This is a genomic window from Microbacterium sp. Nx66, assembly GCF_904066215.1.
Taxonomy (GTDB): domain Bacteria; phylum Actinomycetota; class Actinomycetes; order Actinomycetales; family Microbacteriaceae; genus Microbacterium; species Microbacterium meiriae.
This window is the reverse complement of the sequence record NZ_LR880474.1, coordinates 514,968-528,355: the sequence shown is the minus strand read 5'-3', so window position 1 is coordinate 528,355 and position 13,388 is coordinate 514,968. Positions and strand designations below refer to the sequence as shown.

At 72.0% G+C, this 13,388-nt stretch carries 12 protein-coding genes; 4 read left to right on the top strand and 8 right to left on the bottom strand.

The genetic code is table 11. The features are described from left to right. Positions 1-5: 5 nt before the first annotated feature. Both MICNX66_RS02360 and MICNX66_RS02355 read left to right on the top strand, forming a co-directional pair. Positions 6-269, top strand: a complete 264-nt coding sequence (locus tag MICNX66_RS02360; RefSeq protein ID WP_071327714.1) for a glutaredoxin family protein — start codon at positions 6-8, stop codon at positions 267-269. A gap of 67 nt (positions 270-336) precedes the next feature. Continuing rightward, complete coding sequence (locus tag MICNX66_RS02355; protein WP_187663179.1) at positions 337-2,100, top strand: aldehyde dehydrogenase family protein; 1,764 nt, start codon at positions 337-339, stop codon at positions 2,098-2,100. A gap of 9 nt (positions 2,101-2,109) precedes the next feature. Here MICNX66_RS02355 and pip read toward each other — a convergent pair whose 3' ends face one another. Both pip and ypfJ read right to left on the bottom strand, forming a co-directional pair. Beyond that, on the bottom strand, positions 2,110-3,081 hold the full coding sequence (pip, locus tag MICNX66_RS02350) for a prolyl aminopeptidase (protein WP_187663178.1): 972 nt from the start codon (positions 3,079-3,081) through the stop codon (positions 2,110-2,112). A 70-nt stretch (positions 3,082-3,151) separates the two neighbouring features. Then, a complete protein-coding gene (ypfJ, locus tag MICNX66_RS02345; RefSeq protein ID WP_187663177.1) occupies positions 3,152-4,033 on the bottom strand; it encodes a KPN_02809 family neutral zinc metallopeptidase in 882 nt (293 codons plus the stop codon). 51 nt (positions 4,034-4,084) lie between these two features. On the opposite strand from ypfJ, the gene MICNX66_RS02340 reads away from it, so the two are divergent. Then, positions 4,085-5,074, top strand: coding sequence for a malate dehydrogenase (locus MICNX66_RS02340; protein ID WP_187663176.1), 990 nt, complete (start codon positions 4,085-4,087; stop codon positions 5,072-5,074). 53 nt (positions 5,075-5,127) lie between these two features. Further along, the gene (locus MICNX66_RS02335; RefSeq protein ID WP_101847531.1) at positions 5,128-5,604 is read left to right on the top strand and encodes a dehydrogenase; all 477 of its coding nucleotides are present in this window, start codon (positions 5,128-5,130) and stop codon (positions 5,602-5,604) included. A gap of 9 nt (positions 5,605-5,613) precedes the next feature. Here the strand turns inward: MICNX66_RS02335 and MICNX66_RS02330 are convergent, their stop codons facing one another. Genes MICNX66_RS02330 through MICNX66_RS02305 form a run of 6 tightly spaced genes read right to left on the bottom strand, consistent with a single transcriptional unit; the run spans position 5,614 to position 13,359 of the window. After that, positions 5,614-6,375, bottom strand: a complete 762-nt coding sequence (locus tag MICNX66_RS02330) for a hypothetical protein (RefSeq protein ID WP_187663175.1) — start codon at positions 6,373-6,375, stop codon at positions 5,614-5,616. Beyond that, positions 6,372-7,583 carry a hypothetical protein gene (locus tag MICNX66_RS02325; RefSeq protein ID WP_187663174.1) on the bottom strand — a complete coding sequence of 404 codons (1,212 nt, stop codon included), beginning with the start codon at positions 7,581-7,583 and terminating at the stop codon, positions 6,372-6,374. Before MICNX66_RS02325 ends, MICNX66_RS02330 begins: the two co-directional genes overlap by 4 nt. Next, entirely contained in the window at positions 7,583-7,879 is a 297-nt protein-coding gene (locus MICNX66_RS02320) for a hypothetical protein (protein WP_062635420.1), read from the bottom strand. The genes MICNX66_RS02325 and MICNX66_RS02320 overlap by 1 nt, the downstream gene beginning before the upstream one ends. Then, positions 7,876-8,178, bottom strand: a complete 303-nt coding sequence (locus tag MICNX66_RS02315; RefSeq protein ID WP_187663173.1) for an SAV_915 family protein — start codon at positions 8,176-8,178, stop codon at positions 7,876-7,878. Before MICNX66_RS02315 ends, MICNX66_RS02320 begins: the two co-directional genes overlap by 4 nt. Positions 8,179-8,197: 19 nt before the next feature. Further along, the gene (gene eccCa, locus MICNX66_RS02310; RefSeq protein ID WP_187663172.1) at positions 8,198-12,175 is read right to left on the bottom strand and encodes a type VII secretion protein EccCa; all 3,978 of its coding nucleotides are present in this window, start codon (positions 12,173-12,175) and stop codon (positions 8,198-8,200) included. Then, positions 12,172-13,359, bottom strand: coding sequence for an FHA domain-containing protein (locus MICNX66_RS02305; RefSeq protein ID WP_187663171.1), 1,188 nt, complete (start codon positions 13,357-13,359; stop codon positions 12,172-12,174). Before MICNX66_RS02305 ends, eccCa begins: the two co-directional genes overlap by 4 nt. Positions 13,360-13,388 lie beyond the last annotated feature (29 nt).

Below are 13,388 nucleotides of genomic sequence, written 5' to 3'. Positions count from 1 at the left end.
GAGGCATGACCAACCCCGCCTCCGACACCATCACGATGTTCGGCGCCGACTGGTGCCGCGACTGCATCCGCACGAAGAAGCAGCTCGACGAGCTCGGCGTCGCGTACACCTACGTCGACCTGGTCGCCGACCCCGACGCCGCCGACATCGCGAAGGACATCTCCGGCCGCACGAACATCCCCGTCGTCGTCTACCCCGACGCCTCGCACCACGTCGAGCCGTCGAACGCCGACGTGGAGTCGAAGCTGCGCGAGCTCTCGCTCATCTGATCGTCTCGCCACTCGGCGGATCTCCGCGCGGACGCCTAAGCTGAAAGCCCGTTCGAAGGAGACGCCGATGACTTCTGCGCCCACGACAGCGCCTGCCGTTCCCGCTCTCGGGGAAGGCGAGGCGGAGCGGCTCGACGCCGCCGTCGCCGACCTGCAGACCGGGACGTCGGTGTGGACCGCGCTCACCGTGGCGCAGCGCGCGACGCTGCTCCGGCAGGTCCGCACGAGCGTCGCCGCGACGGCCGACGACTGGGCGACGACCGCCGCCGCCTCCAAGGGCCTGGACGCGCGGCATCCGCTCCGCGGCGAGGAGTGGCTGAGCGGTCCGTACAGCGTCCTCGGGGCGCTCGACGCCTCGATCGCCACGCTGACCCGGATCGCGAACGGGGCCAATCCACTGGACGGCATCCGGGTCGACCGGGCGCCCGGTGGCCGGGCACGCGTGCATGCCTTCCCTCTCACCGGCATCGACCGGTTCCTGCTGTCCGGATTCACCGGCGAGGTCTGGCTCGAGCCGGGGACCACGCCGAACGCCGCCAGGGCGGGTGCGGGTCTGGCCCAGCGCACGCCGACGGTGTCCGGCGGCGTTGGCCTCGTGCTCGGCGCCGGGAACGTGACCTCCATCCCCGTGCTGGACGTGCTGTACGAACTGCTCGCCTACAACCGCACCGCCCTGCTGAAGGTGAACCCCACGCAGGACGCCCTGGTCCCCGTCTACAAGCGCGCGCTCGCCCCGCTCATCGAGCCCGGACTGCTGCGGATCGTGCGCGGGGGCCCGGCGGCCGGCGCGTATCTCACCCAGCACCCGGGCCTCGCGCACGTGCACATCACCGGCTCGGCGGCAACGTTCGACACCATCGTCTGGGGGCCGTCCTCCGGTGAGGGCGCGGCGGCGACGAAGCGCCGCCGCCGCGAGAACCGCCCGCTGCTGAAGAAGCCCATCACCGCCGAGCTCGGCGGGGTCTCCCCCATCATCGTCGTGCCCGGGAAGTGGACGGCCGCCGACCTCGCGTATCAGGCCGAGCACATCGCGACCATGCGGCTGCAGAACAGCGGCCACAACTGCATCGCGGGGCAGGTCGTCATCCTCTCCGCCGACTGGGACCAGGCCGATGACTTCCGCGCCGCGCTGCGCCACGCCTACGCCACCGCTCCGGAGCGCCCCATCTGGTACCCCGGCGCCCCCTCCCGCATGCAGGCCGCCACGGACGACTACCCGGACGCGCTCGTGCTCGGGGACCGGCTCCTCGTCGAGATCGACGGCGATGAGGACCCCGCCGCCCTGGAGAGCACGGAGTACTTCGCCCCGGTCCTCGGCGTGGTGAGCCTGCCGGGCACCGGCCAGGAGTTCCTCGACGCCGCGGTCGCCCACGCGAACGAGAAGCTGCAGGGCACGCTCGGCGCGAACCTGCTCATCGACCCGGCCACCGAGAAGGCACTCGGCAGCGGGTTCGAGCGGGCGCTCACCGCCCTGCACTACGGCTCGATCGCGATCAACGGGTGGACCGCCTTCGGGTTCATCACCCCGACCCTCACCTGGGGCGCTTTCCCCGGCGGCACGATCGACGACGTCGGCAGCGGCATCGGCGTCGTCCACAATGCCCTGCTGCTGGATCGGGTCGAGCGCTCCGTGCTGCGCGGCCCCTTCCGACCGTTCCCGCGCTCGCTGCCCGTGGCCAACGGCGGCGGACGCCTGACCATCCTCCCGAAGCCGCCGTGGTTCGTCTCCTCCCGCACCGGCGCGGCCGTGAGCGAGGGTCTCACCCGCCATCGCGCGGACGGCGGCGCCGTCGGCCTCGTGAAGACCCTGATGCGCGCACTCCGCGCCTGAGGGGACGCGTCAGGCCTCGGGCCGGAACCGATCGGTTGCGGCGCGGAGAGCCGCGCGGATGCCGGGTTCGGCGGCGGAATGGCCCGCATCGTCGACCACCTGGAAGTCGGCTTCCGGCCAAGCCCGGTGCAGGTCCCACGCCGTCATCATCGGCGTGACCACGTCGTGGCGGCCCTGCACGATCACGGTCGGGATGTGCCGGATGGCGTCGATCCCGGCGAGCAGCTGTCCCTCGGCCCACCAGCCGCGGTGCACGAAGAAGTGGTTCTCGATGCGTGCGAAGGCGACGGCCCGGCGGGGATCGGCCATCGCCGCGATCTGCTCCGGGTCGGGGCGCAGGGTGACGGTCGCCGCCTCCCAGGCCGCCCACGCGAGGGCCGCCGGTTCGTGGACCGCCGGGTCCGGATCGAACAGCCGCCGGTGATACGCCTCGATCATCCGCGAGCGCTCCAGGACCGGGATCGGCGCGATGAAGTCCTCCCACAGGTCGGGGAACAGCGCCGCCGCCCCGCCCTCGTAGAACCATTCGAGCTCGGCGCGACGCAGGGTGAAGATGCCGCGCAGGATCAGCTCGGAGACGACATCCGGGTGGGCCTGAGCGTAGGCCAGCGCGAGGGCGCTCCCCCAGGACCCGCCGAACACCTGCCAGCTCTCGATGCCGAGGTTCTTGCGCAGGAGCTCGAGGTCGGCGATGAGGTGCGCGGTGGTGATGTGCCGGAGATCGGCATCGGGCTCCGCGGCGGACGGCGTGCTCCGACCGCATCCGCGCTGATCGAGGAGGACGATCCGGTAGGCCTCGGGGTCAAAGAACTGCCGCTGCCACGGCGACGTCCCGCTGCCCGGACCTCCGTGGAGGAACACGACGGGCTTGCCCTCGGGGTTGCCGCTGATCTCCCAGGCCACGCGGTGCCCGTCGCCGACGAGCAGCACTCCGGTCTCGTACGGCTCGATGGGCGGATAGAGCCCGTCGGTCTTCGTCATGTTCGGTCCCCCAACCGGTCGTGCGGTCCTGCCGTGTCCACGTTATCTGATACCGGCGGGACCACCGGGCCTACGGGTCGAGCTGATCGGCGGGGAGGGTGAACACCTGCCCGCACGCATCGAGCCCGTTCTGGTATCCCTCCGCGAACCAGCGCTGACGCTGCTCGCTGGAGCCGTGGGTCCAGGTCTCCGGGTTCACCTGCCCGGACTGCTCCTGGATGTGATCGTCGCCGACGGTCGACGCCGCGTTCAGGGCGTCGCGGATCTGCTCCTCCGTCGGCTTCTCGAGGTACGGATCGCCGTCGGCGTCGGTCTGCTCGGTCGCGCGGCCGAGCCAGCCGCCGGCGTAGCAGTCGGCCTGCAGCTCCATGCGCACGCCGTTGCTGCCGGGACCCGTCCCGTTGTTCGGGTACTGCTCCATCGTCCCGATGATGTTCTGGATGTGGTGGCCCCACTCGTGCCCGACGATGTAGAGCTGCGCGAGGTTCCCGGCCGACGCCCCGAACTGCTGCTGCATGAGCTGGAAGAACGTGGGGTCGATATAGACGGTCTCCTCCGGCGGGCAGTAGAACGGGCCGACCGCGTTGGAGGCGGTGCCGCACTGCGTGGAGGTCGCTCCGTCGACGACGATGAGCTGCGGAGCCTGGTACCCCTCCACGTTGTCCGCCCAGAAGGCGTCGAGCGCCAGCTGCGCCCCCGCCATGCGGCAGTCGACGTTCGCGTTCGCGTCGGCACCGGTGTCGCAGTTCTCGATGGCCGAACCGCCGGCGGGCTCGCTGCCGCCCCCGGGCGCGCCACCGACGAGCCCGCTGAGATCGATGCCCAGCAGGGGGCCGGCGATGAGGGCGAGGAGGGCGAGCACGCCGACGCCGGAACCGCCCGCAATCGCCGCCGTACGTCCGCGGCGGCGCGTGGTGTTGCGGGAGAGGTCGGCGTCGGGATTGAACGTCATGCGTCGAGGGTACTCCGCACGCCGACGCCCCGACGGACGTAGGCTCGTGACATGGCCACCACGATCACCATCACCGGCGCGGGCGGACAGATCGGCTACGCGCTCCTCTTCCGCATCGCCGCCGGCGACATGCTCGGTCCGGACGAGAAGGTGCGGCTGCGGCTGCTGGAGATCCCGCAGGGGCTCGGCGCGGCGGAGGGCGCGGCGCTGGAGCTCCAGGACGGCGCTTTCGACCTGCTCGAGCACGTGGAGGTGACCGACGACGCCGCGGTCGGCTTCGACGGCTGCGACCTCGCCCTGCTCGTGGGCGCCCGCCCCCGCGGCCCCGGCATGGAGCGCGGCGACCTGCTGGCCGCGAACGGCGGCATCTTCGGGCCGCAGGGCGCCGCCATCGCCGCGAACGCCGACCCCGGCGTCCGCGTGACCGTGGTGGGCAACCCCGCCAACACGAACGCGCTGATCGCCTCCGCGGCGGCCGATGGCGTGCCCGCCGACCGCTTCACCGCCCTCACGCGGCTGGACGAGAACCGCGCACGGGCCCAGCTCGCCCAGACGCTCGGCGCCCCCGTGCACACAGTGCGGCGGGTGCCCATCTGGGGCAACCACTCGGCCACGCAGTTCCCCGACGTGTCGCACGCGACCGTCGGCGGGAAGCCCGTGCAGGACGCCTTGGAGCGGATCGTCGGCGACGTCCCGGCGTGGCTGGACCGGACGTTCATCCCCCGGGTCGCCAAGCGCGGCGCGGAGATCATCGAGGTCCGCGGGTCGTCCTCCGTCGCCTCCGCCGCGAGCGCGACGATCGACCATGTGCGCGACTGGGTCCGCGGGACCGAGGACTGGACCTCCGCCGCCGTCGTCTCGCGCGGAGAGTACGGCGTTCCGGAGGGACTCGTCTCCTCGTTCCCCGTGCAGTCCGTCGACGGCGAGTGGCGCATCGTGGAGGGCCTGGAGATCGACGACTGGGCCCGCACGCGCATCGACGCCTCGGTCGCGGAGCTCGTGGAGGAGCGGGAGGCGGTCCGTGCCCTCGGACTGCTCTGATCCGGTCGCCGCGGGACGCCCCGGCAGGGCAGAATAGAGGGCGGAGGTGCGGGATGAGCGACACGATGGACCCGGCGGGCACGACGCCGTCTCTCGACGATGCGCTGACGAGCCCGCTCCACCTCCCGCACGACGCAGCAAAGTGCCCGAAGTGCTTCACGGAGCTGCAGCAGAACCGCAACTTCTGGACCGCGCGTCCCGCGGGCTCCCGCCTGGTCGGCCTCGTCGTCGCTCGTGAGGGCATGCCGTCGGTCGTCGAGCAGCGCGCCGACCTCACCCGTTTCGGCGTGCCCATCGAGGGCTTCCGTCACCCGGCGCCGGACATCCTGGAGAGCTGGAACGACCGCCTCGCGCGGCTCATCTCGACGCTCCGGACCGGAGACGTGGTCGTGGTGGCGAACATCCGGGCCCTGGGGCTCGACGCCGAGGAGGGCGCCCGCACGGTCGCCGAGCTCCGGCGACACGGGATCATCGTGAAGGTCCTCGGCCACGAGGCGCGTCATCTCGCCGACGCCGCCGGCGCCCGCTGAGAGGCGCCGCTAGAACTCGCCGGACCGCAGACGGGCAAGCGTGCCCGCGCCGATCTCGGCACGGACGTCGGGACGGTTCGCGTAGAAGGTGACGAGTTCGGCCAGGAGCACCGGGTCGCTGGCGAGATCGGCCGCCGCCCACGAAGACGGCTGAGCGGTCGACGTCCGCAGTACTACGCGGTTGCCTTCCACGCCGGCGCTGACGACCTCCTCCCATTCCACGGCCACGTTGTTGCGCGGGATCCGGAGCTGCAGCCCGTCGGGGCGCAGCGTCAGGCGATGGGCGGAGGGAGCCCGGAACCACGACCGGATGCCGGCGATCGTCATGATCAGCGCGACCACCGGGAGGAGGAGCAGGGTGAGGAGCGGCAGTCGGTCCGCGGGCACCGTGAAGATGCTCCATGCCCACGCCGCGAGGAGCAGGGCCCCCACCGGCGCGAGGGCGCGCAGCGGCCAGACGATCCCCGCGGCCACGCCGAACGCGATCGCCGGACCGTCGACGACCGGCCGGACGACTCGGACCCGTGAGACGCGGGCGTGGGCCACCATCAGCCAGACGCCGACGGCGACGGCGACGAGCACACCGATCCCCAGGGCCTTCATCGCCGGAGCCGGATCGGCGAACAGGATCAGGCTGAACAGCAGGACCACGATGGCGAACACGACGCCGAACACCGTGAGCGTCGTGGTCGCGCGCTGCTGCCCCTCCCACCCCGGATGACCGGGTACCCAGATCGTCTCCGGAGAGGTCGACTGCTGCTGACCTGTCACCCGAACAGTCCCTTCCACGCCTTGCCGATGTTGTGCCCGGCGTCGCCCACGAAGTCGGTCGTGTTCTCCCAGGCGTCCTCCGCGAAGTCCGTCGTGGCGTCCCACGCATCCGCCATGCCGGCGTCGATCGACTCCCGGACGTCCTGCGGGACCCAGTTCTCGTAAGCCCACACCGCACCGGCGCCGACCGCCACCGCGGCCCCGCCGACAACCACCGCCGTGCCCCAGACCGGGAGCGTGACGACACCGGCCGCCGCGAGCGCGGCGACACCGGCAGCCGCAGCCGCGCCTCCCGCCGCACCGCCGATGATCTCCACCGCGGTGGACGAGGGGTCGTCGCCCGACGACATCGCCGAGCCCAGATTCCAGGCGTCGACGCCCCAGCCGATGAACGGCACCGCCCGACTCGCGCGAGAGAGTCCGCGGGCCAGATCCTCGGCCTCGTCCGCAGCCCACCGCATGCCGGTGGGGTTGGCGGCCTCGGCAGCGGCCTTGACGGCGGGATTGCCGGAGCGCAGCTCGCGAACGAAGTCCGATGCTCCGAGACGCAGATCCTCCGCGTGGGAGGTGAGCTCGGCCGCCGTCTCCGCCCACGCCAGGCCCTGGCCCTCGAGGTAGATCTTCGGGACCTCGCCGCTCGCCTCCCGCAGGCCGGACAGGATCCTGTCCGCCGTGGACTGGCTCGGCATGGTCCCGAGGAAGCCGTCGAGGTTCTCGCTGATCCAGACCTCGAGCTCGCCCCACCAGGAGCCGACGTCGGCCGCGATCTCGTTGTACAGCTCGATGCGGTCGAGGTGCTCCTGCCACTCGTCCCAGTAGGGGTCGTCCCTCGACGTGGGGCACACCGGGATCAGGGACACCGGCCGGCCGATGATCATGCCGTTCACCGGAAGCCCCGCCGCCCGCGCATTGTCGCGGTGCGTCGCGAAGTCCTCCTTCATGCGCCGCAGCTGCCCGGCGTACGACCGGAGCTTCTCGGCGGCGTCACGGGCGAGGTCCTTGATCTCCTTCGCGGCGTCGGTCGTGCGCGAGAGGATCGTGACGTAGTCGTCCGCCGACTCGCCGAACCAGTGCCCGCGCACGCCGGTCGGGATGAAGGTCGTGACGTTGGAGGAGACGTCCGCGGCGTCCTTCAGGTCGGGGTCGAGCCAGTCCGCGGCCGCCTGCACCTGGTCGGCGTCGCCGTATGTGGTCGTGTCGATCGTCATCAGAGGTCCTCGACGATGGCCGCGACCGGGTCGAGCTGGTCGATCACGTCCTGTTCGTTCGTCTCCGCGTCGTCGGCGATGGCGCGGACGATCTCTCCCAGGGTGCCGTTGATCCGGTACAGGGCGTCGACGCCCTCCCCCACCCGCTGCATGATGGCGGCGACCGTGTCGGAGGCGAGTCCGCCGTCGACGGCCGTCGGAATGCCGGAGAGCTTCGTCTCGATGAGCTCGACCGCCTCCTCGTGCATGTCCGCATGGACGGCCATCACCTCCGGGTCCATCGCGATGCGGCTCATGCGATGGCTCCGTTCCGGCGGTAGGACGCGGGCACGTCGAGGTCGAAGATGACGACGTCGTAGGGCTGCGCCTCCTTGATCTGACCGAGGTCCTCGGTGCGCACCAGGACCCAGGGCTGCCGCTCGCCGGCGAGCTCCAGCAGCCGGTCCAGGGCGGTGTAGGCGAGCAGCGCACGCCGCCCGTCCTTCAGCTCCCGGATCTCGACGAGCTGCTCCTCCGGCGTCGACGTCACGCTCAGGGGCAGGTACAGCACGGGTGGGACCATCGGCGCTGCGGCCGGCGTCGGTTCGAAGGTCATCTCGGTCTCTCCTCGGTTGTCACTCGTAGCTCGGCGGCACCCACAGCAGCTGCGCGGAGACGAGGCCCCGATCGCGGCTGACGATCTGCGCACGGCCGGGGATCGCGGGAACCGCCTTCACCTTGCCGATGAGCTGGCCCTCCTCGGGGCTGCCGGAGAGCAGGATGCCGGTCGCACCCAGGTCGGTCATGCGCTGGATGATGGGATCGTACGCGGCGCGGCTCGCCCCGCCGGTGCGGCGGGTGAGGATCACGTGAAGGCCGAGATCGGCCGCCTGCGCGAGCAGCGGTGCGAGCACCGCGACCGGGTTGCCCTGCGAGGTCGCCACGAGGTCGTAGTCGTCGATGAGGACGAACCCTTCCGCGCCCTTCCACCACGATCGGCTGCGGAGCTGGTCGGGCGTGACGTCGGGTCCCGGGATGCGGCTGCGGAAGAACTGGGCGAGCTCGTTCATCCCGCCCTCCGTCATCTCGTGCGACGTGAGGTAGGCGCCGAGGTACTCCTGCGGGATCTCGCCCAGGAGGGCACGACGGTAGTCGACGACGAAGATCTTCGCCTCGGTCGGCCCGTACAGGCGCGTGATCTCGTGCACGACGCCGCGGAGCATCGACGACTTGCCGGAGTCCGCGTCGCCGTACAGGTACAGCAGCGGCTCGGCGACCGGATCGATCGAGAACGGGGCGAGGTTCGCCTCATCGATGCCCAGCAGGAGTTCGCGGGGCTCCGTGCCGTCCGGCGACTGCGCGGCCGCCACGGCGCGCAGATCGGCATGGCTGATGCGCGAGGGCAGCAGCCGCAGCTTGGGCCCTGCCGGTCCGTGCCACGCCGCCGCGACCCGTGCCACGAGGTCGTCGATCCCGTCGGCGAGGCTCGACGCGTCGTCCACCCCGTCGACGCGGGGCAGCGCCGTGAGCATCTGCAGGCCGCGGTCGTTGAGGCCGCGGCCGGGGATGGCCGTGACGTTCTCCGCCGCCTTGCGGTTGACCTCGGAGTCGGTCGGGTCGCCCAGGCGCAGCTCGATGCGGGTGCCGATGAGGTCCTTGATGTTCGCCCGGATCTCCATCCAACGCGCCGCCGTGATCACGACGTGGACGCCGTAGGTGAGACCCCGCGCGGCGATCGCCTGGATCTGCGGCTCCAGCATCTCGAACTCGGCGCGCAGCGTGCCCCAGCCGTCGACGATGAGGAAGATGTCGCCATAGCCGTCGTCGGTGAGACCCTGCGCACGGCGCTGGCGGTACGCGTCGATCGAGTCGATGCCGTTCTGCCGGAAGTACACCTCGCGGGCGTTCAGCAGGCTGGTGACCTCGGCGACCGTACGGCGGACCACGTCCGGCTCGGAGCGGGTCGCGACGCCGCTGATGTGCGTGAAGTCCTGCAGGCCGGTGAAGCTGCCGCCGCCGAAGTCGATGACGAAGAACTGCACCTCCTGGGGCGTGTGGGTGAGCGCCAGCGCGGCGACCGTCGTCCGCGCGAGCGTGCTCTTGCCGCTCAGCGGCGCGCCGACGATCGCCATGTGGCCGGCCGCGCCGCCGAGGGAGACCGCGAGGTTCTCGCGGCGCTGCTCCAGCGGCACGTCGACGATGCCGAGCGGGACCGTGAGCGCCCCCGCACCCCGCCAGCGCGGGGAGACGAGCCCGAGCGACGGGTCCTCGACGAGGTCGCCGAAGAGCTGGTCGAGGGTGGCCGGCGTCACCAGCGGCGGCAGCCACACCTGGTGGGCCGCGGGGCCGCGTCCCTTCATGGACTCGACCGCGATCTCGAAGGTGTTGCGCTTCTCCTCCGGTTCGGCGTCGACCATGACCTCCGGCTCGTCCACGGGTGCCTCCGCCCGCCACACCGGCGCGGCGGTGAACAGCTCGACCGCCGTCGAGCCGGTGCTCTGGCCGGAGCCGCCGGACGACGCCCTCCGGCGACGACGCGGCGGCGGGCCCGATACGTACGCGGCACGGAACTGCGTCATCGTCTCGGTGTCGGACTTCAGGATGCCGGCGCCCGGCTGGGTGGGCAGGTGATAGGCGTCCGGCACGCCGAGGACCGTGCGGGACTCGGCCGCCGAGAACGTCCGAAGACCGATGCGGTACGAGAGGTGCGTGTCGAGGCCGCGCAGCTTTCCCTCTTCGAGTCGCTGGGAGGACAGCAGCAGGTGGACCTGCAGCGAGCGGCCGAGGCGGCCGATGTTGACGAACGTGTCGACGAACTCCGGCTTCGCCGACAGGAGCTCGGAGAACTCGTCGGCGACGATGAGCAGGGCAGGCAGCGGCGCCAGATCGGTGCGTCCGCCGCGACGCGCCTTCTCGTAGTCGGCCACGTTGGCGAACGGGCCGGTGGCCCGCAGCAGCTCCTGTCGGCGGACCATCTCGCCCTGGAGCGCGTCCTGCATGCGGTCGACGAGGGAGATCTCCTCACCGAGGTTCGTGATGATCGCCGAGACGTGCGGCATGTCGGCCATGCCGGCGAACGTCGCCCCACCCTTGAAGTCGACGAGCACGAAGTTGAGCTGCTCCGGCGAATGGGTCATCGCGAGGGCCAGCACCAGCGTGCGGAGTACCTCCGACTTCCCGGAGCCGGTGGCGCCGATGATGAGGCCGTGCGGGCCCATACCCTGCTGCGCCGATTCCTTGATGTCGAGGATGAGCGGGCTGCCGTCCTCGGTCTGGCCGATCGGCACGCGGAGCCGATCGCGCTCCAGGCGCGGTGCCCACGCGGCGTCGAGGTCGAGGTCGCGCACGTCGGGCAGGCCGAGGAGCTCGACGAGCTCGGCCTGGCCGGTCGCGCTCTTCTTGCTGGCGATCGCGGTGCCGCCCGAGTACAGGGCGATGAGCCGACGGGCGGTCGCCTCCGCCTCGACGATGGTGATCGCATCGGCCTCGAACGGCCGTGCGGGCACCTGCAGGCTGACGAGCTCGGCGCGTGTGCTGGCACCGCCGGTCTCGAAAGCGATGCGCAGGGCGTTGGGGTCGTCGAGGTCGCCCCAGCGGGCGGGGAGGTCGATCACGGTCACGCCCTGCACGCCGTCGCCGGTGACGAGGGCGTCGTTGAACGATGTCGTGGCGCCGTCCGTGACGATGACGATGTGCGGCGTCTTCGGTCCGGAGCCGTCGCGGGCGAAGCGCGAGCGCTCACGCACCTCGGGCGGCAGCATGTCCTCGAGCTCGGACAGCTGCGAGCCGATCATGCGGGCGGCGCCGAGGCCGTCCCGCACGGTGCGCGAATGCGTGTGCGGCAGCCACTTCGCCCACTCCCACTGCGGGAGCACGCCGGTATCCGCGGCGATGACGATCTGCAGCACGTCGGGGTCGTGCATGGTGGCCGCATGCAGCAGCATGGCTCTCGCCAGCGCGCGGGTCTCGTCCTCGTCGCCGGTGATCTCGATGCGGGCGTAGTCGCGGAGGGTGACGCCGAGCGGGAGGTTCTTCTGGACCTCGTGCGTCAGCATGAAGCGGTGCGCGGCCGAGGCGGCGACGGGGTCGAGCTGCGCCAGTGGCGGGAGCTCCGGGGCTTCGAGCGTGACGCACAGCGGCTGATCGGTGACGCCCACGCGGACCGACAGGAAGTCGGGGTCGTTGACGCCGCGCTCCCAGACGCGGGTGCGCTCCTCCGCGAGGTACGGCAGGGTCGACGGGGCGGGCAGGTGCCAGTTCGCGGAGCGGCGCTGCTGTCGGGCGGCGACGCGGACGGTCTGCCGCAACTCGGTCAGGTACGCCAGATACTCGCGGCGGGCACCGAGCGTGGCCGCCTGCCGCTGGGAGCGCTGCCGCCAGCCGTTGACGGCGACGAAGCCGAGCGAGGACAGCAGGAACATGCCGCCGGTGAGCAGACCCGTGACGGACTGGTTCGACATGGTGACCATGACGATCGCGCCGACGCTGCCGAGCATGGGCAGCAGCGACCCGAGGATCCCGATGCCGCCGTCGTTCGGCTGCAGCTCCGGCGGGGCCTGGACCGGGAGCCTCCCGGAGGGGACACGGGGCGGGGCGAGACGGGGTCCTGTCATGCTCTCTCTCCGGCGCTGCTGTCGGTGCCCAGCAGAAGGCTGATGGTGAAGCTGCGGTTGCCCATGCGGACACGGTCGGCGTCGTCGAGGAGCACGCGCTCGCCCGCGACCAGCTCGGTCGTCTGGCCGTCGTCGCTGCGGACGTCGGAGCCGTTCGTGGAACCGAAGTCGGTGACCCAGGTGCGGCCGCGGGAGTGCTCGATGCGCAGATGGGTCTTCGAGACCGACGCGTCGGGGTCGGTGACGACGATGAGGCGGTCGTCGTGGGCGCTGGCGACGGGGCCGCGCCCGAGGTTCGCGGCGACGGGGAGGGCGAGCTGCACGCGCTGACCCGTGTCGAAGATGAGCAGCAGCGCCCCGGTCTCGGGGGCAGGGGCCGGGGCCTCGGCACCCGCCTGCGACCCGGGCGCCGGGGCGACGGTGAAGAGCGGCCGATCCGATCCGGGTGCCGCCGGTTCCGGGGTCTCGGTGCGGCGGGAGGCCGCGCGGGCGTCGGTGGGCTGGGAGTCCTCGTCCACGACAGACGGCGACGCCACCAGCGGCACGACCTGCGGCGGAGCGAGCGGAGCGGCCTCCACCGCGGCAGGAGTCGGCGGAGCCTCGACGGCCGCCTTGGCGGGCACGGCGACCACGACGGTGCCGGCCACGCGGTCGGCCCAGGACTGCCGTCTGCCGCCGCGATCCCAGGCGCTGGAGGCGACGACGACCCAGCTGCCGACGGCCACGAGGAAGCCGGCGCCGGTGATGATGCCGCGGACGAACTGGCGCCCGATCCCCGGGGACCACGGCCGGTCGGCGCGGGCACTGCGCAGGCGCAGCACGGCGTTGCCGAGGGTGAGGCCGGTTCGCGCTTCCAGCACCCAGAGGAACAGGGCGAGCTCGAAGACGGTGAGGCCCGCGAGCAGCACGCTCTGGGTCAGCACGAGGACGACGGCGGACCCGAGGAACACGGCGGCCGCGTCGAGGGTGAAGGCGGCGATCCGCTGGATGGTGCCCGCTGGGGCTCCACGGAAGGCGGGGCCGAGTCCCTCGGCCGGCCGAGGGACGGTGCGTCGCGACGAGGCGATCGGCGTGGGCGGCGCGGGCGTCTGGCGGAGCGGCGTGCCGTCGACGCCCGGCGGCGCCGCGATCAGGGCGGGCGGCAGCGCGGGGATCTCCCCTGGACGGTCTGCGCCGGGCGCCATCGGCGGGATCGGACCCCCGCTCGGCCAGG